Here is a 20,142-nt window from a genome sequence, read left to right as displayed (position 1 = left end):
GAATGCGGTGGGTCAGTCGACATCACTGCTGGCTGACCCACCGCATTCGCGAGCAAGCCCGCTCCCACATTCGACCGCATCCATCTGTTATTGCAGGGGTGATTTAACGACGGCGGGACTGGCGCCCTGCAAACTGCACAACCCGTAATAAATCACCCCGCCCAGCGCCGAGCCGGTGAACCAGCCGTAGCTGTAGAACCAGCTGAACGCATCGCTGCCCAGGGACAACAGCGTCAGCACCACCGGTACGCCAAAGGCGATGAAGCCGTTCCAGTTCCACGCCGGATACACGTCATCGCGGTACAAGCCGGCCAGGTCCAGTTGCTGTTTCTTGATCAGGAAATAATCCACCACCATGATCCCGGCAATCGGCCCCAGCAAACTCGAATAGCCCAGCAGCCAGTTGGAATAAACCGACTCAAGGCTGACCTCGGACACGATCAGGCCGAGTTTCTTCAGCAGTTCGTGGGCCATCAGCGCCAATCCCACCAGCCCGGTGAGTATCACGGCCTTGGTGCGGCCGATCAGTTTGGGCGCCAGGTTCTGGAAGTCGTTGGTGGGTGAGACGATATTGGCGGCGGTATTGGTCGAAAGCGTGGCGACGATGATCAGCACCATCGCCAGCGCCACCCAGACCGGGCTCTGGATATGTCCGATCAAGGTCACTGGATCGGAGACCGTCACCCCCACCAGTTTTTCCGAGGCGGCGGTCATGACCACGCCAAGGGAGGCGAACAGGAACATGGTTAATGGCAGGCCGATGATCTGCCCCACGATCTGGTCCTTCTGGCTCTTGGCATAACGGCTGAAGTCAGGAATGTTCAACGACAGGGTCGCCCAGAAACCGACCATGGCCGTCAGCCCGGCGAGGAAGTAGCTGGTCACCCCGGCGCCTTCAGGACGCTTGGCCGGGACCGCCATCAGTTCGGTCAGGGAGACATTGGGCAACGCCCATACCAACAGGCCGGCCCCCACCAGCACCAGCAGCGGCGCGGACAAGGTTTCCAGCCACTTGATCGATTCGGCACCGCGCAACACCACCCACAGGTTAATGACCCAGAACACCATGAAGCCAATCACTTCACCGGTGCCGCCCAGGCTCTTCCAGCCTTCAAACACCGAGCCCAGGAACAAGTGGATCGCCAATCCTCCGAACATGGTCTGGATGCCGAACCAGCCACACGCCACCAGCGCGCGGATCAGGCACGGCACATTCGAGCCAATGACACCGAAGGACGAACGCAACAGCACCGGAAACGGAATGCCGTACTTGGTCCCGGCAAAAGCGTTCAGGGTCAGGGGAATCAACACGATGATATTGGCGAACAGGATCGCCAGCAGCGCCTCGCCCACCGTCAGGCCGAAATAGGCCGTGAGCACGCCACCGAGGGTGTAGGTCGGCACGCAGATCGCCATGCCCACCCACAACGCGGTGATGTGCCATTTGTTCCAGGTTCGCTCGTGCACCTTGGTCGGCGCGATATCGTGGTTATAACGGGGGCTGTCGAGGACGTCGTTGCCGGCTTCAAGCTCGAACAATCCGTCGCGCTCAGTCACTGTTGATCTGGTCATGTCCGCTCCACTGTTTTCATTATTCTTTGCTCATCGACGGGCGATGGCCGGAGTACTTGCATGTCTGGCACAAGTGCTACCGATAGCCCGGCTGGCAGCGACAGCACTCAATAACCGTGCCGAATGATCCGCCGAATTGACCGGACGATCGATATAACACTTGCAACCTGTTGATCTTTAATTCTTTTAGTCCCAACCAAAGCCAAACTTAATGGTGTTATCGCCGACATGAGGCTAGATGACTTGCACACGCTGTCGAGTCAAAGATTCAAAGTGGTGCATCTCGAATCGACGAGAAGTGTCTAGACCGCGTTTCAACGGCTTTCAAGCCGCTGATTTACCATGACAAATCTCGCTCAAATCTCGATCCTGTCAAGTGCGTCAAAATGGTGAGCATGCTCACCATTTTGGGGATTTTGCTTTTTTATTGTTTAAATTCAATAGGTTATAAACGTAATAAGCTTATAAAAAATAATCTTGCTCATTTTATAAACTCAAGCTAGCGTCTAATCCTGACAGGCGTGACAGGAATAAAACCGGCCCGCCTGCGTTATTTATCAACCGTGCTCGATAAAACATAAAGAACCGGCAACAGTCGGTCATGCCTGCGAGGAACTCGGAATGTCTTTGTTGATCCGTGGCGCCACCGTTCTTACCCATGATGAAACTTATCGCGCCGACGTGTTTTGTGCCGACGGCATCATCAAGGCCATTGGTGAAAACCTCGACGTTCCGGCCGATGCCGAGGTGCTCGATGGCAGCGGGCAATACTTGATGCCGGGTGGCATCGACCCGCATACGCATATGCAGCTTCCGTTCATGGGCACCGTTGCCAGCGAGGACTTTTTCAGCGGCACGGCGGCAGGCCTGGCCGGGGGCACCACGTCGATCATCGACTTCGTCATTCCCAACCCGCAGCAGTCGTTGATGGAGGCCTTTCACCAATGGCGTGGCTGGGCCGAAAAAAGCGCCAGTGACTACGGCTTTCATGTGGCGATCACCTGGTGGAGCGAGCAGGTGCGCGAAGAAATGGCCGAGCTGGTCAGCCATCACGGCGTGAACAGCTTCAAGCATTTCATGGCCTACAAGAACGCCATCATGGCCGCCGACGACACCCTCGTGGCGAGCTTCGAGCGTTGCCTGGAGCTGGGAGCGGTGCCCACGGTCCACGCGGAAAACGGCGAGTTGGTCTACCACCTGCAACGCAAGCTGCTGGCCCAGGGCATCACCGGTCCCGAGGCCCATCCATTATCGCGCCCCTCGCAGGTGGAGGGCGAAGCCGCAAGCCGGGCCATCCGTATTGCCGAAACCCTGGGGACGCCGTTGTACCTGGTCCACGTGTCGACCAAGGAAGCGCTGGACGAAATCACCTATGCCCGCAGCAAGGGTCAACCCGTCTATGGTGAAGTGCTGGCCGGCCATCTGTTGCTGGATGACAGCGTCTATCGCCATCCGGACTGGCAGACCGCCGCCGGTTACGTGATGAGCCCGCCCTTCCGCCCTCGCGGGCATCAAGAGGCGCTCTGGCACGGCTTGCAATCCGGCAACCTGCACACCACCGCCACCGACCACTGCTGTTTCTGCGCCGAGCAGAAAGCCGCCGGCCGCGACGACTTCAGCAAGATCCCCAACGGCACCGCCGGTATCGAAGACCGCATGGCCGTGCTCTGGGACGAAGGGGTGAACAGCGGCAAGTTGTCGATGCACGATTTCGTCGCCCTCACCTCCACCAACACCGCGAAGATCTTCAATCTCTACCCACGCAAAGGGGCGATCCGCGTCGGCGCCGATGCCGACCTGGTGCTCTGGGACCCGCAGGGTAGCCGGACGATTTCAGCCAAGACTCACCACCAGCAAGTGGACTTCAACATTTTCGAAGGCAAGACCGTACGCGGCGTGCCCAGCCACACCATCAGCCAGGGCCGATTGGTCTGGGCCGATGGCGACCTGCGGGCCGAGCGCGGTGCGGGGCGCTACATCGAACGGCCGGCGTATCCGGCGGTGTTCGACTTGCTGAGCAAGCGGGCTGAATTGCACAGGCCAACCGCTGTGAAACGCTGAATCCAGGCCTTCGGCCTTCGCGAGCAAACCCGCTCCCACATTGGATCTGGGATAGCCGCAGAGGTGTGGTGTGCAGCAAATCCCTTGTGGGAGCGGGCTTGCCCGCGAAGGCGTCAGTCCAGGCAACGAAAAACCACTGCCCACCAGAGGCAGCACCTCAAACACCGTGAGGCCATTCCATGATCCAGCCCTTGAATCATCTCCCCCATTCTTTGGAAGACCCGGCCACCCTCGCCGCCCGCTTCAGTGACCTGGCGCCACCGCTCAACGCGCGCCAGGCCCACCTGGAAGCCTCCCGTTGCCTGTATTGCTACGACGCGCCCTGCGTGAACGCCTGTCCGAGCGAGATCGATATCCCCTCGTTCATTCGCAACATTCACCAGGACAACGTTCAGGGTGCGGCGAAAAAGATTCTTTCGGCCAATATCCTCGGCGGCAGCTGCGCTCGGGTCTGCCCGACGGAGATCCTTTGCCAGCAAGCCTGCGTGCGCAATAACGCACATGAATGTGCGCCGGTGTTGATCGGCCAGTTGCAGCGCTATGCCGTGGACAACGCCCACTTCACTGAACACCCGTTCAAGCGTGCAGCCAGCACCGGCAAGCGCATCGCAGTGGTGGGTGCCGGCCCGGCGGGCTTGTCCTGCGCCCACCGCAGCGCGATGCACGGTCATGACGTGGTGATTTTCGAAGCCCGTGAGAAGGCTGGTGGCCTCAACGAATACGGCATCGCCAAATACAAGCTGGTGGACGATTACGCCCAGCGCGAACTGGACTTTCTTCTTGAGATCGGCGGCATCGAAATCCGCCACGGTCAGAAGCTCGGTGCAAACCTGAGCCTGAGCGATCTGCATCAACAGTTCGACGCGGTGTTCCTCGGCCTTGGCCTGGCCGCCAGCAAACAACTGGGCCTGAGCGATGAATACGCACCAGGCCTGCTCGCCGCGACCGAGTACATTCGCGAACTGCGCCAGGCCGACGATCTCAGCCAGTTGCCCTTGGCCGACCGCTGCATCGTGCTCGGCGCCGGTAACACCGCCATCGACATGGCCGTGCAAATGGCCCGTCTCGGCGCTCGCGATGTCAACCTGGTGTACCGCCGCGGCCTGGAGGACATGGGCGCCACCGTTCACGAACAGGACATCGCCAAGGCCAATCAGGTGCGCCTGCTGACCTGGGCCCAGCCGCAACAGGTATTGCTCGATGACGCCGGACATGTGCGGGGCATGCGCTTCTCCCGCACCCACCTTGAAAGTGGCCGGTTGATTGCCAGCGCCGAAACCTTCGACCTGCCCGCCGACGCCATTTTCAAAGCCATCGGCCAGGCGTTCGATGACGACGCACTGGTAGATCCCCTGGCCCGGGAACTCAAGCGCCAGGATGGACGGATTCTGGTGGATGAACAGCTGCGCACCAGCATTCCCGGGGTCTATGCCGGCGGCGATTGCACCAGTCTGGATCAGGACCTCACGGTACAAGCGGTGCAGCATGGCAAGCTCGCTGCCGAGGCGATCAACGCTCAACTCATGCTCAACGTGGAGGCTGCGTAAATGGCCGATCTGTCGATTGTCTTCGCTGGCATCAAAGCCCCCAATCCGTTCTGGCTGGCCTCCGCGCCGCCCACCGACAAGGCCTACAACGTGGTCCGCGCCTTTGAGGCCGGCTGGGGTGGCGTGGTCTGGAAAACCCTTGGCGAGGATCCCGCCGCGGTGAACGTGTCGTCGCGCTATTCGGCCCACTACGGTGCCAATCGCGAGGTACTGGGCATCAATAACATCGAGCTGATCACCGACCGCTCCTTGGAAATCAACCTGCGGGAAATCACCCAGGTGAAAAAGGATTGGCCGGATCGGGCCTTGATCGTGTCGCTGATGGTGCCCTGCGTCGAGGAGTCGTGGAAACGCATCCTGCCCTTGGTGGAAGCCACCGGCGCCGACGGCATTGAGCTGAACTTCGGCTGCCCCCATGGCATGCCGGAGCGCGGCATGGGCGCGGCGGTCGGCCAGGTGCCGGAATACGTCGAGCAAGTGACCCGTTGGTGCAAGACCTATTGCTCGTTGCCGGTAATCGTCAAGCTCACGCCGAACATTACCGACATCCGCGTCGCCGCCCGAGCGGCCCATCGAGGCGGCGCGGATGCGGTGTCGCTGATCAACACCATCAACTCCATCACCAGCGTCGACCTGGACCGCATGGTCGCCCTGCCCAGCGTCGGCAGCCAGAGCACCCACGGCGGTTATTGTGGCTCGGCGGTCAAGCCCATCGCATTGAACATGGTCGCCGAAATCGCCCGCGACCCGCAGACCCAAGGCTTGCCGATCTGCGGCATCGGCGGCATCGGCAGCTGGCGCGACGCGGCGGAATTCATCGCTCTGGGCAGCGGCGCGGTGCAGGTGTGCACGGCGGCGATGCTGCATGGTTTTCGCATCGTCGAAGAGATGAAGGACGGCCTGTCGCGCTGGATGGACGACCACGGCCACGCCAACCTCCAGGCCTTCTCCGGCCGCGCGGTGGGCAACACCACCGATTGGAAGTACCTGGACATCAACTACCAGGTCATCGCGAAAATCGACCAAGAGGCCTGCATCGGTTGCGGCCGCTGCCACATCGCCTGCGAGGACACCTCACACCAGGCCATCGCCAGCCTCAAGCAGGCCGACGGCACCCGTAAATATGAAGTGATCGATGAGGAATGTGTGGGCTGCAACCTCTGCCAGATCACCTGCCCGGTGCAGGACTGCATCGAAATGGTGACGGTCGACACCGGCAAGCCGTTCCTGGATTGGAACCATGATCCGCGCAATCCCTATCATGTAACAGCTTGAGATTTGAGGCGTCTGGGCTGGCCTCTTCGCGAGCAAGCCCGCTCCCACAGGGGATATACGGCGAATACAAATCCTGCACCGCCAATCCCCTGTGGGAGCGAGCCTGCTCGCGAAGGGGCCCTCAGCCACAGCGCAAAACCTCAGGGTAACCCCACCAGAAGCGCCGTATCCAACTAACAGTTCTGCTAGTAGACGTCCTCCCAAAAATATCCGAGCCTGACACAGCCCTGTCACCTAAGCAGAACCCAGCCCATGTCAACGCCGCCAATGAAAATACTGTGCCGCTACCAATATGACCCATTGGATCGCCTCGTAGGCTTGAAGCCTTTGGAGAGCCCAGGCACCCAACGTTTCTATCAAGAAGACGAGTTGGTTAACGAGATAGAGGGTCAATCGCAGCTGACAATCATGCGTCACGGCCCCCAGCCGCTGGCGCAACGATCAGGCACCGACGCCGCCGCCGAGACGACGCTGTTGGCAACGGATCAACAACGTTCGTTGCTCAGGACAGTGGCGGATGCAGACTCGCGACAGATGGCCTATACCGCCTACGGTTATCGCACAGGGGAAAGCGGTTTGAGTTGTCTGCTCGGCTTCAACGGGGAGCGGCCTGAATCGATAACTGGGCATTATTTGTTGGGACAGGGTAACCGGGCTTTTAATCCGGTGTTGATGCGGTTCAACAGTCCGGATGAGTTGAGTCCTTTTGGGGATGGGGGGATCAATGCGTATGCTTATTGTGGGAATGATCCGGTTAATCGGTATGATCCGAGTGGGAATGTTCGGATTGCTATTGCGAACTCATATGGATGGGGGCAACTGAGATTACAACTGAAAGTTATTTCGCGCAGTCCGCCCAAAATCAGGTCATTTGACCCAAACAAAAAATATTCATCTATCAGTGCCAGCGAAGCCACCTCGTCAGCGGTGACAAGAAGAAAAACGCTCATATATGAGAAGGAAGGTTTTCACTCAACCAAAAAACTTTCAACACACACGGACACGGCTAGAATACGCAATAAAAGAGCTAAGAATAAAGAGCTATCAGACAAATGGAAAAAATATTTTTCCGAAAATCCAGACACCCCAGACCGGGCTGATCCTAAATTGAAATCGTTGCTCAAATCGCAATTAGAAAAACTTGAAGCCAAGACACTTGAAGCAAATAAACTTGGTTTAACGAAGGGCGCTAGACACGACTTTCTGAATATACAACGCACAGAAGTCTCACGAATTAAACTGAGAGTCAATAGAAGCCGTTGGGAAAATCTACCACAAAACCAAACCCAAGTTCGCGAGCAAACATAACTAACTCAACTTCAACGAATACGCTACCGCGTGTCAACTTGAGGCTACGGCTCCAACCCAATCCCCCGCAAAATCACGCTGGTCACCGTCTGCACCGCCCGTTCGAATTGCATGTCCGACAACGGCTGGTGATCGTTGAGGATGTTGATCTGGTGGTCGAAGTCGGCGTAATGCTGGGTCGAGGCCCAGATCATGTAGAGCAGGCTTGAGGGTTCGACCGGGAGGATGCGTTTGTCTTCCACCCATTGGCGGATTTTCGCTTCCTTCATCTTGGCCCAGTCATAGAGGCTGGCGTCGAGTGCCTGGCCCAGGGTCGGGGCGCCGTGGATGACTTCGTTGGCCCAGACTTTGGAGCCGTAGGGGCGGCTGCGGGAGTGGTTCATCTTGGCGCGGATGTAGCTGCTGAGCACCACCCGGGGGTCGTCGAACATCTCGAAGCACAAGGCGTCCTGCTTCCACACCTCCAGCAGGTCGAACAGCACCGCGCTGTATAGCTCGCTCTTGGTGCTGAAGTAGTAATGCAGGTTGGAACGAGGCAATTGCACTTCGGCGGCGATGTCGGCCATGGCCGTGCTGCCGAAGCCCTTTTCGGCAAAGACCTTTTCGGCGGCCAACAGGATTTTCTCTACGTTACTGCGACGAATCTCGATCTTGTGATTGCCCATGAGGGCTCCCTGGCGACAGCGTTGTCCAAGACTAGCATTCACCCACTCTCGAAAACACCGCAGATCCCTGTGGGAGCGAGCTTGCTCGCGAAGGCGGCGGCACATCCAGCCGGTCTGCAAGCTGGCTCACCCTGTGCCAAGTCAACCCAACCGGGCCGTGGCCTTACTTCGATGAATCATCCTGGCCGGCAGTATCGATGCTGACCACCACCGACATCCCCGGCCGCAGCCGTTCGCTTTCGGGCTGGTCAGGATCGACGGTGATTCGCACCGGCACGCGCTGGGCGATCTTGACGAAGTTACCCGTAGCGTTGTCGGCCTGCAGCAGGCTGAATTCAGAACCGGTGGCCGGGGAAATGTGTTCGACGTGGCCCTGGAATCTTCGGTGGTCGAGGGCGTCCACGGTGAAGCTCGCCGCCTGCCCTACCCGCACATTGTTCATCTGGGTCTCCTTGAGGTTGGCGATGACCCATTTCTGGTTCGGCACCAACGCCATCAATTGCGCGCCGGAATTGACATAAGCCCCCAGGCGCACGCCGATCTGGCCCAACTGGCCGTCCCGTGGCGCTACGACGCGGGTGTTGGACAGGTCGATGCGCGCCAGTTGCACCGCTGCTTCGGCGCTGGCCACGGCGGCTTCGAGGGCGCCGCGATTGACGATCACCGTTTGCAGGTCTTGCCGGGCGATTTCCAGGCTGGCCTGGGCTTGGGCCACGGCTGCGATGGTTTGTGCATTGGCGGCACGGGTCACGTCCAATTCGCGCCGGGACACCGAGCCATCGCTGATCAATGCTTCGTTGCGGCGCAGATCAGCCGCGCTCTTGCGCGCCTGGGCCTGGCTGTCGGCCAGCGCGGCCTGACGCAGCTTGATGGTGGCCTCGGCGCTGTTGCGTTGCTGCACCACGTTGGCCAGGGACGCTTTCTGCGTTGCCAACTGCGCCAACGCCTGGTCCAACCGCTGGCGGTAAATGCGATCGTCCAGGCGCACCAACAGGTCGCCTGCCTTCACGAACTGGAAATCCTGCACAGGCACTTCATGGACATACCCACTGAGCTGCGGCCCGATGATCGTCACCTGGCCGCGCACCAAAGCATTTTCGGTGGTTTCCACGGCGCTGCTGAACGGTGGGAGTTGCCAGGCATAGAGCACGATCAGCACGCCGATAATTGCCACCGCCGCGAAACCGAGCGATGAGAGCAGTCGCACCCGCAAGGAACGCGGTTCGGTAACCGGCGCAGCAGGCGGCGCCTGGTCTTCGGGGGTGGCGGCGATGGCATTGGTGGTCGTCGGGGTCGGTTCGGTCATGAAGGCGTGGCACCGCGGCTGGGTACGGAAGGGACAGGCGCTGCGGCGACGGGCTGGGTGGTGCTCATCAGCCACAGGGCACGGATGGAAATAGCGATCATGGTCAGCACGGCGATGACCGCGATCAACATGAATACGTCGTTATAGGCCAGCACGTTGGCTTCGCGAGTCGCGGCCGTGGCGAGGCTGCGGATGCCCTGCACGTGACGCAGGCCCGGATCGGCGATCAGCGCGCCCACGGCCGAGCCACCGCTGTCCACCCGCGCGGTCACGCGAGGATCGAACTGGCTGAGGTTTTCCACCAGATGGCTGGAGTGAAATTTCTCCCGCACCACCTGGAACGTTCCCAGCACGGCGGCGCCAATCAGGCCGCCGAGGTTCTGGCAGATGCCGAACAAGACCGAGAAACTCACCAGGTTACGCGGATTGGTCAAGACATTGCGTACCCCCAGGACCATGGTCGGCCCGAGGAAGAAAGTACTGCCGAACGCCAGCAGGAACTGGCTGAAATACAGGTTCTGCGGACGGGTCAGGTTGTTCGAATAACTGTCCATTACCGAACCGCTGGCCATCAGCACCAAGGAGATGATCAGCGGCATGAACAGGTGCGCCGGGTTGATGGTCAAGGCGCTGCTGGCCAGTCCGGCGATGCTGCCCACCAGCATCACGACGTAGAGGCTGTGCATCTGCTGGCTGCTCATGTTCAGCGCTTGCATGAACCCCACAGCTCCGGTGGATTGTTCCGAGGTCACCATGCGAATCAGTATCACCGCCAGCGCCAGGCGGATCATGACGCCACTGCCGAGCCAACGAGTCATCAACATCGGGTTGCGGCGGTTATGCTCGATTGCCAATCCCGCAAGAATCAACACGATCGACGCTGCGGAGGCGACGCCGATCCACGGCGCCTCCAGCCACCAGTCGATGCGCCCCAACGAGAGCACCGCACAAAGCAGCGCCACGCCACTGGCAAGTAAGGTGAAGGTCAGGAAATCGAGCTTTTCAAACGTCTTGAAACGATCCCCCGGCGGCAGTTTGAGCAACAACACGCAGCCGAGGGAGAGCAATGCCATCCCCAGCTCGAACAGGTACAAGCCACGCCACTCGGCTATTTGCAGGAGGTCTTCGGAAAACAACCGGGCCAAGGGCAAGGCCAGTTGCGAAGTGCCCAGGCCCAACACCAACGCTTTGAGTCGCCATTTGGCCGGGAAGGCCTGGACCATGTAATACAGGCCCAGGGAACTCAAGGCCGCACCGACCATGCCATGGGCGGCGCGCACGGCAATCGCCGAGTTCAGGTCATTGACGAACAGGTGGCCGAACGTCACCAGGGCATACAGAGCCAGGAACACTTCGGTGAAGGCACGCAAGCCGAATTGCTGGCGAAACTTCACCAGCAGCAGGTTCATCGAGACGTTGGTCATGACATACGCTGCCGGCAGCCAGGCCATCTCCGCAGTGGTGGCGCCAAGTGCGCCCTGCAGGTACGGCAAATTGGCAATCACCAATGAATTGCCCAGCCCGCCGGTCACTGCCACCAGTATGCCGACCAACGCGTAGGCGAATCGCTTGGGCGTTGGGTGCAGGGGCGTCGAAGGGGAACCGGGCAACGTTGGCCGCTCATGGGGTTGCCAGTTCCGAGGGGCGTAGCGATCCATTCAAAAACCTTGTTCTGACACAGACCCGAAGAGGTGGGCGGATGCCCTTTCGACGGTAAAAGGCAGCAAGAAGTGCCGTTCTTTTACGCAACGTTGCGAGCAAGCTCCCTCGCCACGTCGGCGGGTTCTGGCGTGGTGGTAGGCAACAGCGCGAGGCTACGTAGCCCGAATCAGACCGATGCGACATCTGGATAAACAAAGCCCCTGTGGCGAGGGAGCTTGCTCCCGCTGGGTCGCGAAGCGGCCCCAGGTATTCCGGCCCGGAATGAAAATCCAAGGGCCTGCTGCGCAGTCCAGCGGGAGCAAGCTCCCTCGCCACGGAGGTATCACCGTCCGCTGGCGGGAGCATTCGACTAATGTCTTAGACCAGTCATCGCATGACCGCCAGCAAGGACGGCTACTCTGGAAGCCAGGATTTGCACCGCCCCAATGCCTCCGGCCTGTACCTGAACCTGTCACAACCATTGATATGCCTCATTTTGCAGCAAGGCCAAGTTGGACATTTCCGATAATGGCCAGTTGACAACGACGAACAGCTTCCAAATAATCGCCCTCATGTTGTACGACGACGTATGACAAATAAAAACAACAAAAAAGTAGGGAGCGTCATAGTGAGCACACGTGTCCGTTTTTCGCCCGACAACCGTCCAAACCGCCGTACCCTTCTCAACTCCGGCCCAGCGCTGACACTGCTTGGTTGCAGCAGCCTCGCACTGTTCCTCCCCATGAGCGTTCACGCCGAAGGCTTCGTCGATGACGCCAAGGCTACGTTGACCCTGCGTAACGCCTATTTCAACCGCAACTTCACCAACCCGAACAACGCCCAAGGCAAAGCCGAGGAATGGACCCAGAACTTCATCCTCGACGCCAAGTCCGGTTTCACTCAGGGCACCGTCGGTTTCGGTGTGGACGTGCTGGGCCTGTACTCGGTCAAGCTCGACGGCGGTCGTGGCACGGCGGGTACGCAGTTGCTGCCGGTGCACGACGACGGGCGCCCGGCCGATGATTTCGGTCGCCTGGGTGTAGCCCTGAAGGCCAAGGTCTCGAAAACTGAGCTGAAGGTCGGCGAATGGATGCCAGTCCTGCCAATCCTGCGCTCCGACGATGGCCGTTCCCTGCCACAAACCTTCCGTGGCGGCCAGGTGACCTCCACCGAAATCAACGGCCTGAGCCTCTACGGCGGCCAGTTCCGTGGCAACAGCCCGCGCAACGACGCGAGCATGGAAGACATGTCGATGAATGGCCGCGCCGCCATCACCTCCGACCGTTTCAACTTCGGCGGCGGCGAATATGCCTTCAACGAAAAACGCACCCAGGTCGGCGTCTGGTACTCGGAACTGTCCGACATCTACCAGCAGCAATATTTCAACCTGACCCACAGCCAGCCCATCGGCGACTGGACCCTGGGCGCCAACCTCGGCTACTTCATCGGCAAGGAAAACGGCAGCGCGCTGGCGGGCGATCTGGACAACAAAACCGCATTCGCCATGCTCTCGGCCAAATACGGCGGCAACACCTTCTACGTTGGCCTGCAAAAAGTCAGTGGCGACAACGCCTGGATGCGCGTCAACGGCACCAGCGGCGGCACGTTGGCGAACGACAGCTACAACTCCAGCTACGACAACGCCAAGGAAAAATCCTGGCAATTGCGTCACGACTTCAACTTCGCCGCCGTCGGCGTGCCAGGCCTGACCCTGATGAACCGCTACATCAGCGGTGACAACGTGCACACCGGCGCCATCACTGACGGCAAGGAATGGGGCCGTGAGAGCGAACTGGCTTACACCGTGCAGAGCGGCGCACTCAAGAGCCTCAATGTGAAATGGCGTAACGCATCGATTCGTCGGGACTACAGCACCAACGAATTCGACGAGAACCGCATTTTCATCAGCTACCCGATTTCGCTCCTCTAAGCGCAGGATCTGCCGCCATGGCCCGTTTGCAGCGGGTCATGGCAGCGCGGCAAGCCACGCCAAGGATGCCGGTCTAGAGCGATTCGTCGATCAAACATTGACAAGGTAGCGGAAGGATAAGGATATTTCTCCACAGTCATACGACAACTTATAACAACTAATACCTCTCACTGTTTGCTCAGGTAATTCCATGACTACGACACACACTCGCCACCCTCTCAATCGTCTGCTGCTGACCGGTGCCGCCGGCGGCCTGGGCAAAGTCCTGCGTGAGCGCCTCAAGCCCTTCGCACGTCACATTCGCCTGTCCGATATCGCCAACATGGCACCGGCCATCGATGAAAGCGAAGAAGTCGTGCCATGCGATTTGTCCGATAAACAGGCCGTGCACCAACTGGTAGAGGGCGTCGATGCCATTCTGCATTTTGGCGGTGTTTCGGTTGAGCGCCCTTTCGAGGAAATCCTCGGCGCTAATATCAGCGGGGTTTTCCACATTTATGAGGCCGCTCGCAAGCACGGCGTCAAGCGAGTGATTTTCGCCAGTTCCAACCACGTGATCGGTTTCTATAAGCAGGACGAGACCATCGACGCCCACTGCGCTCGCCGTCCGGACAGCTACTACGGCCTGTCCAAGTCCTACGGCGAAGACGTCGCCAGTTTCTATTTCGATCGCTACGGCATCGAGACCGTCAGCATCCGCATCGGCTCGTCGTTCCCCGAGCCGCAGAACCGCCGGATGATGAGCACCTGGCTGAGCTTCGACGACCTCACCCAACTGATCGAATGCTCGCTCTACACCCCCAACGTCGGCCACACCGTGGTCTATGGCGTGTCAGCCAACCGCGACGTCTGGTGGGACAACAGCCACGCCGCGCACCTGGGTTACCAGCCCAAGGACAGCTCGGAAATTTTCCGCGCCAAGGTCGAAGCGCAGCCGATGCCGGCCGCCGATGACCCGGCCATGGTTTACCAGGGCGGTGCCTTTGTGGCGGCCGGCCCGTTCGAATGATTCGCCTGTTTTCATGGGATACGAACGAACCAAGGAATCGCCATGCAAGCCGAATTGATTGTCGATGCACGTAACGCCGTCGGGGAGAGCCCGGTGTGGGTCCCCGAGGAGAACGCCCTGTATTGGGTGAACATCCCCAACGGTGGCCTGCAACGCTGGAATGCCAGCACTGGAAAAATCCAGGGTTGGGAAGCGCCGGAAATGCTCGCCTGCATTGCCCGCCATCAGGACGGTGGCTGGGTAGCAGGTATGGAGAGCGGTTTCTTCCGCCTGCACCCGCATGACGACGGCAGCCTGGACAGTGAACTGTGCGCAAACGTCGAGCACAGCCGCAGCGACATGCGCCTCAACGATGGCCGTTGCGACCGCCAGGGCCGTTTTTGGGCCGGCAGCATGGTGCTGAACATGGGCGCCAATGCCGACGAAGGACGGATGTACCGCTACGAGGCCGGGCAACGCAGCCCGGTCGAGGCACAACTGAGCGGTTTCATCGTGCCCAATGGCCTGGGTTTCAGCCCGGACGGACGCACGATGTACCTCTCCGATTCGCACCCGCTGGTCCAGCAGATCTGGGCCTTCGACTACGACATCGACAGCGGCACGCCGTCCAACCGGCGGCTGTTCGTCGACATGATGCCCCTGGCCGGACGCCCGGACGGCGCGGCAGTCGATGCCGACGGTTGCTACTGGATCTGCGCCAACGATGCCGGCCTCATCCACCGCTTCTCCCCCGACGGCCGGCTGGATCGCTCGCTGGAAGTACCGGTGAAGAAACCGACCATGTGCGCCTTCGGTGGCAGCAACCTGGACACCCTGTTCGTGACCTCGATTCGCCCGGGTGACGATAACGATCCGCAATCCCTGGCCGGCGGCGTGTTCGCGCTGAACCCTGGCGTGAAGGGCCTGGCTGAACCGGCTTTCGGAGGGCCAAAACACGCCGCGAAATGATCTGCTTCACCGCTTTGCTGAATGAGCCATAAAAAAAACAACAAACTGGAGATTGACCATGGATTTCAAACGCACCCTTCTGATCGCAGCCCTGCCCCTGGCCTTCCTGGCCCAAGCGGCGCACGCCCTTGATATGAAAATCGCTGACATCCACCCCAAAGGCTACCCGACCGTGGTCGCCGAAGAATCCATGGGTAAAACCCTGGAAGCGCAGAGCAAGGGCGAACTGAAGTTCAAGTTCTTCCCGGGTGGCGTATTGGGTTCCGAAAAAGAAGTCATCGAGCAAATGCAAGCCGGCGCGATCCAGATGTCTCGGGTCAGCCTGGGTATCGTCGGCCCTGTGGTGCCGGACGTGAACGTTTTCAACATGCCGTTCATTTTCCGCGACCAGGCCCACATGCGCGCCGTCATCGACGGTGACGTGGGTGATGCAATCCTCGACCGGATCACCAACTCTGAATTCGGCCTGGTGGCCCTGGCCTGGATGGACGGCGGCACGCGCAACGTCTACACCAAGAAGCCGGTGCGCAAGCTCGAAGACCTAAAGGGCATGAAAATCCGCGTCCAGGGCAACCCGATGTTCATCGAGATGATGAACGCCATGGGCGCCAACGGCATCGCGATGGACACCGGCGAAATTTTCAGTGCCCTGCAGACCGGCGTGATCGACGGCGCGGAAAACAACCCGCCGACCTTGCTCGAGCACAACCACTACCAGAACGCCAAGTACTACAGCTTGACCGGTCACCTGATCCTGCCAGAGCCGATCGTGATGTCGAAGATCACCTGGGAAAAACTGACCCCGGATCAACAGGCGATGGTCAAGAAGGCTGCCAAGGCTGCCCAGGCCGAAGAGCGCGTGCTGTGGGACCAGAAATCCGCCGCCAGTGAAGAAAAACTCAAGGCCGCGGGTGTCGAGTTCATCACCGTCGACAAGAAACCCTTCTACGACGCCACTGCACCGGTGCGGGCCAAGTACGGCGCGCCGTATGCCGACCTGATCAAGCGCATCGAAGCTGTCCAGTAAGTCCCTCAATCTGTACTAATGAAACGGCTGGGCGCGCCTGCGGTTAAAAGGCGCGCCCGGTTACGGTGGAACCCGATGAAGAATTTGCTGCTGCGTATCAACGATAAGATTTACATGACGTGCATCTGGGTGGCCGGCCTTTCTGTCCTTGCCGTTGCGCTGATGATCCCTTGGGGGGTGTTTGCCCGCTACGTGCTCGGCTCAGGCTCGAGCTGGCCGGAACCTACCGCGATCCTGCTGATGATCGTGTTCACCTTCATCGGTGCCGCCGCCAGCTACCGCTCCGGCTCGCACATGGCCGTGGACATGGTTACCTCTCGCATGCCGCCTCACTTGAGAACCGCCGCATCGGTTGTCTCCCAGCTGTTGATGGCAGCGGTGTGCATTTTCATGACCGTGTGGGGCACCAAGCTGTGCATGACCACGTGGAATCAATTCATGAGCGCCATCCCTACCCTGCGCGTCGGCATCACGTACATGCCGATACCGATCGGTGGCTTCCTGACGTTGATTTTTGTGCTGGAAAAACTCTTGCTGGGCGATCAAAGCCAGCGTCGGGTCGTGCAGTTCGACCTGGTTGAAGAAAACGAAGGTGCCGCTTAATGGACGCTCTGATTCTGCTGGGCAGTTTTTTGTTGTTGATCATGATCGGCATGCCCGTGGCCTACGCCCTCGGTGCCTCTGCACTGATCGGTGCATTCTGGATCGACATCCCGTTCCAAGCCATGATGATCCAGGTGACGGGCGGGGTGAACAAATTCTCGCTGCTGGCCATTCCCTTCTTCGTCCTCGCGGGCGCGATCATGGCCGAGGGTGGCATGTCCCGCCGACTGGTGGCATTCGCCAGTGTACTGGTGGGGTTCGTGCGCGGTGGCCTGTCTTTGGTCAACCTCGTGGCGTCGAGTTTCTTCGGTGCAATCTCGGGCTCCTCGGTTGCCGACACCGCCTCGGTCGGTTCGGTACTGATTCCGGAAATGACACGCCAAGGTTATCCGCGGGAGTACGCCACCGCCGTGACCGTCAGCGGTTCGGTACAAGCACTGCTCACGCCGCCAAGCCATAACGCTGTGCTGTACTCGCTCGCCGCGGGCGGCACCGTCTCGATCGGTTCATTGTTCATGGCCGGCATCGTCCCCGGCATCATGATGAACCTTTGCCTGATGGCGCTGTGCCTGGTTTTTGCGAAGAAGCGCAATTACCCCAAGGGCGAAGTGATCCCGCTCAAAGAAGCGTTGAAGATCTGCAAGGAAGCCATGTGGGGCATGATGACCTTGTTCATCATCCTGGGCGGCATTCTCTCGGGCATTTTCACCGCCACCGAATCGGCCGCGATCGCCGTGGTGTGGGCATTCTTCGTGACCATGTGCATCTACCGCGACTACAAATGGAGCGAGTTGCCGAAACTGATGCACCGTACGGTACGCACCATCTCTATCGTGATGATCCTGATCGGCTTCGCCGCCAGCTTCGGCTACATCATGACGCTGATGGAGATCCCGGCGAAAATCACCACGATGTTCCTGACGCTGTCGGATAACCGCTACGTGATCCTGATGTGCATCAACGTGATGCTGCTGCTGCTGGGCACCGTGATGGACATGGCGCCGCTGATCCTGATCCTGACGCCGATCCTGATGCCAGTGATTGTGGGCATCGGTGTGGACCCGGTGCAGTTCGGCATGATCATGCTGGTGAACCTGGGTATCGGCCTGATTACCCCACCGGTGGGCGCGGTGCTGTTCGTGGGCTCCGCCATTGGCAAGGTCAGTATCGAAAGCACCGTCAAGGCCCTGCTGCCGTTCTACGCCATGCTGTTCGTGGTGCTGATGCTCGTGACCTACATTCCGGCCATCTCGCTGTGGCTGCCGCATCTGGTGTTGTAACCATTCCATCAGCAAGCAAGCCCCCTTGTGGCGAGGGAGCTTGCTCCCGCTGGACTGCACAGCAGGCCCATCCGGTTCCAACGCAGGGCGTCTGCTTCGCAGCCGAGCGGGAGCAAGCTCCCTCGCCACACAGGCTTCCCCACTCGACGGACGCGACCACCATGAGCCCACCTCTTCTGCACCTCGAAGACGAACTGACCCGCCTCACCTTGGCCCCGCATCTGGGCGCCAGCCTGGTCGACTGGACGCTGCGCAGTAACGGCGCGCCGCTGCTACGTCCCCCGGCTCCGAACGCCGTGGAAAACGGCCTGCCCGGCAAGCTCGGCGGTTTTCCGTTGATCCCATGGTCGAACCGGATCGCCGAGGGTGGTTTCGATTGCCCCGGCGGCTGGCTCGCCCTGGAACCCAACAGCCCCAACGATCCCTTTCCAATCCACGGCAGCGCCTGGCAACAGCCATGGCAAGTGACCGAACAAAGTGCCCAGGAAGTGTTGCTGCAGCTCGACAGCCAGTACCCGTTCGCCTACTGCGCCAGCCTGCGCATCCGCTTGAGCAGCGGCCAGTTGCACCTCGCGATGCACGTCACCCACATGGCGGAACAACCCGCCTGGCATGGGCTGGGCTTGCACCCGTATTTCCCGCGCACCGCCGGCACACGCCTGCAAACCCGCGCAACTGAAGTCTGGATGTGCGACACCGCGAAGCTGCCCACGGAACGGATCGACGTCCCTGATCAGTGGAACTTCGAGAACCTGCGCTCACTGCCCAACACGCTTGTCGACAACGGCTTCGGCGGTTGGAATGGGCACTGCCTGATCCAGCAGCCAGACCTGGGCTACGAGCTGGAGTGCCGGGCCAGCGGCTGCGATTATTTCCTGCTGTACTGTCCGGTGGACCTGGGGTTCTTCTGCATCGAACCGGTCAGCCATCCGGTCAACGCCCACCACCTGCCAGGACGGCCGGGGTTGCGCTTGTTGAGGCAGGGGGAATCGGTGACGCTGGGGTTTTCGATGCAGTGCAGGCTGCTATGACCCTGTGCAACCGAGGTTCTTGGTAGCTACGCCCGCACCCACATGAACACCGCCACCCCCAGGCACACCGCCGCAAACCCCACCTGCAATGCCCGGGCCGGGACATGGGCCGATAGCCGTCGGCCCAACACCATGCCGAGAATGCTCGCCGCGATAAACACGCCGCCGACCCGGTCGATGCTTACCCCGGCATGAAACGCACCTACTACACCGATCAACGAAATCAGGCTGATGACCATCAAGGACGTCGCGACGATCCCGCGCATCTGCACATCGGTCAGTTGCTTGAACGCCGGCACGATCAGAAAGCCACCGCCGACGCCGAGCAATCCCGAGACCATCCCGGTCACCGCGCCCAACGCCGACAACGTGGCGGTGCATCGGCCGGTCCAGGCCAGGCGCCCGGTCTCGCGGTCGAGCATGCAATTTTTCTGGCCCCAACTGGCCGCGCCGTGGTCGCTGGGGCCTGGTTGTACGCTTTCGCGACGCAACATGCGCGCCGCCACCAGCACCATCAACAGGCTGAACAGCATCATCAGGATTTTTTCCGAGAGCTGATGAGCAACGTAGATGCCCAGCGGCGAAAACACCGCCCCGAGTAGCGCGATCAGCAACGCCGCGCGATAGCGCACCAGGCCATGGCGCAGCCCGTCGATGGCCCCCACTGCGGCGGCGCTGCCCACCGCGAACAACGCCACCGGGGCGGCTTGGGTCATGCTCCATCCCAGGCCCAATACCAACGCCGGCACCGCCAGGATGCCACCGCCCGCCCCCGTCAGGCCGAGCACCAGGCCCATGACTACACCAAAAAAACTTGCCAGTAACATAAGGTTCTCTCAAGCCGCGCACACCTGTTGGCAGGTGTGATCGCATTTGCAGGACGCCTTGGCCCTCATTAAGCTGCGGACCATATGTTGTAAGTCCCAAGCGTTGCAACAA

16 protein-coding genes are annotated in these 20,142 nt (G+C 60.1%); 11 read left to right on the top strand and 5 right to left on the bottom strand.

The annotated features are described in order from the left end of the window. Window positions 1-87: 87 nt before the first annotated feature. Window positions 88-1,572 carry an NCS1 family nucleobase:cation symporter-1 gene (locus AD663_RS10330; RefSeq protein WP_003180493.1) on the bottom strand — a complete coding sequence of 495 codons (1,485 nt, stop codon included), beginning with the start codon at window positions 1,570-1,572 and terminating at the stop codon, window positions 88-90. A gap of 621 nt (window positions 1,573-2,193) precedes the next feature. Between AD663_RS10330 and hydA the strand changes: the two genes are divergently transcribed. The 4 genes from hydA (at window position 2,194) to AD663_RS28320 (ending at window position 7,763) form a co-directional block, all read left to right on the top strand. Continuing rightward, the gene (hydA, locus tag AD663_RS10325; protein WP_003180491.1) at window positions 2,194-3,633 is read left to right on the top strand and encodes a dihydropyrimidinase; all 1,440 of its coding nucleotides are present in this window, start codon (window positions 2,194-2,196) and stop codon (window positions 3,631-3,633) included. 179 nt (window positions 3,634-3,812) lie between these two features. Beyond that, window positions 3,813-5,180 (top strand): NAD(P)-dependent oxidoreductase, encoded by a 1,368-nt coding sequence (locus AD663_RS10320; RefSeq protein ID WP_003180487.1) that lies wholly within the window; start codon window positions 3,813-3,815, stop codon window positions 5,178-5,180. Beyond that, window positions 5,181-6,455 carry an NAD-dependent dihydropyrimidine dehydrogenase subunit PreA gene (preA, locus tag AD663_RS10315; RefSeq protein WP_003180485.1) on the top strand — a complete coding sequence of 425 codons (1,275 nt, stop codon included), beginning with the start codon at window positions 5,181-5,183 and terminating at the stop codon, window positions 6,453-6,455. It abuts the gene before it with no gap. A 252-nt stretch (window positions 6,456-6,707) separates the two neighbouring features. After that, window positions 6,708-7,763, top strand: a complete 1,056-nt coding sequence (locus AD663_RS28320) for an RHS repeat-associated core domain-containing protein (protein WP_083455126.1) — start codon at window positions 6,708-6,710, stop codon at window positions 7,761-7,763. 44 nt (window positions 7,764-7,807) lie between these two features. Here AD663_RS28320 and AD663_RS10310 read toward each other — a convergent pair whose 3' ends face one another. The 3 genes from AD663_RS10310 to AD663_RS10300 form a co-directional block, all read right to left on the bottom strand. Next, window positions 7,808-8,428, bottom strand: coding sequence for a TetR/AcrR family transcriptional regulator (locus AD663_RS10310; RefSeq protein ID WP_003180478.1), 621 nt, complete (start codon window positions 8,426-8,428; stop codon window positions 7,808-7,810). A 163-nt stretch (window positions 8,429-8,591) separates the two neighbouring features. Beyond that, window positions 8,592-9,734: an HlyD family secretion protein gene (locus tag AD663_RS10305; protein ID WP_003180476.1), complete on the bottom strand. Its 1,143-nt coding sequence runs from the start codon at window positions 9,732-9,734 to the stop codon at window positions 8,592-8,594. Next, complete coding sequence (locus AD663_RS10300) at window positions 9,731-11,392, bottom strand: MFS transporter (RefSeq protein WP_003180475.1); 1,662 nt, start codon at window positions 11,390-11,392, stop codon at window positions 9,731-9,733. The genes AD663_RS10305 and AD663_RS10300 overlap by 4 nt, the downstream gene beginning before the upstream one ends. A gap of 725 nt (window positions 11,393-12,117) precedes the next feature. Here AD663_RS10300 and AD663_RS10295 point away from each other — a divergent pair. From AD663_RS10295 to AD663_RS10265, 7 genes are all read left to right on the top strand, one after another. Further along, a complete protein-coding gene (locus AD663_RS10295) occupies window positions 12,118-13,305 on the top strand; it encodes an OprD family porin (RefSeq protein ID WP_003180473.1) in 1,188 nt (395 codons plus the stop codon). Between the two features lie 190 nt (window positions 13,306-13,495). Continuing rightward, on the top strand, window positions 13,496-14,314 hold the full coding sequence (locus AD663_RS10290; protein WP_003180472.1) for an NAD(P)-dependent oxidoreductase: 819 nt from the start codon (window positions 13,496-13,498) through the stop codon (window positions 14,312-14,314). A gap of 42 nt (window positions 14,315-14,356) precedes the next feature. After that, on the top strand, window positions 14,357-15,262 hold the full coding sequence (locus AD663_RS10285; protein ID WP_003180470.1) for an SMP-30/gluconolactonase/LRE family protein: 906 nt from the start codon (window positions 14,357-14,359) through the stop codon (window positions 15,260-15,262). Window positions 15,263-15,320: 58 nt separating this feature from the next. Beyond that, a complete protein-coding gene (locus AD663_RS10280; RefSeq protein ID WP_003180468.1) occupies window positions 15,321-16,289 on the top strand; it encodes a TRAP transporter substrate-binding protein in 969 nt (322 codons plus the stop codon). 75 nt (window positions 16,290-16,364) lie between these two features. Further along, window positions 16,365-16,892, top strand: a complete 528-nt coding sequence (locus tag AD663_RS10275; protein ID WP_003180466.1) for a TRAP transporter small permease — start codon at window positions 16,365-16,367, stop codon at window positions 16,890-16,892. Then, the gene (locus AD663_RS10270) at window positions 16,892-18,172 is read left to right on the top strand and encodes a TRAP transporter large permease (RefSeq protein ID WP_003180464.1); all 1,281 of its coding nucleotides are present in this window, start codon (window positions 16,892-16,894) and stop codon (window positions 18,170-18,172) included. Before AD663_RS10275 ends, AD663_RS10270 begins: the two co-directional genes overlap by 1 nt. A gap of 161 nt (window positions 18,173-18,333) precedes the next feature. Then, complete coding sequence (locus AD663_RS10265) at window positions 18,334-19,203, top strand: aldose 1-epimerase (RefSeq protein ID WP_003180462.1); 870 nt, start codon at window positions 18,334-18,336, stop codon at window positions 19,201-19,203. Between the two features lie 26 nt (window positions 19,204-19,229). On the opposite strand, the gene AD663_RS10260 is transcribed toward AD663_RS10265, so the two are convergent. Then, a complete protein-coding gene (locus AD663_RS10260) occupies window positions 19,230-20,030 on the bottom strand; it encodes a sulfite exporter TauE/SafE family protein (RefSeq protein ID WP_003180459.1) in 801 nt (266 codons plus the stop codon). Window positions 20,031-20,142: the final 112 nt, after the last annotated feature.

This window comes from Pseudomonas sp. Q12-87, assembly GCF_001269755.1.
GTDB lineage: Bacteria > Pseudomonadota > Gammaproteobacteria > Pseudomonadales > Pseudomonadaceae > Aquipseudomonas > Aquipseudomonas fluorescens_S.
Note: the sequence above shows the minus strand (reverse complement) of the source record. Positions and strands in the feature narration are given on the sequence as shown.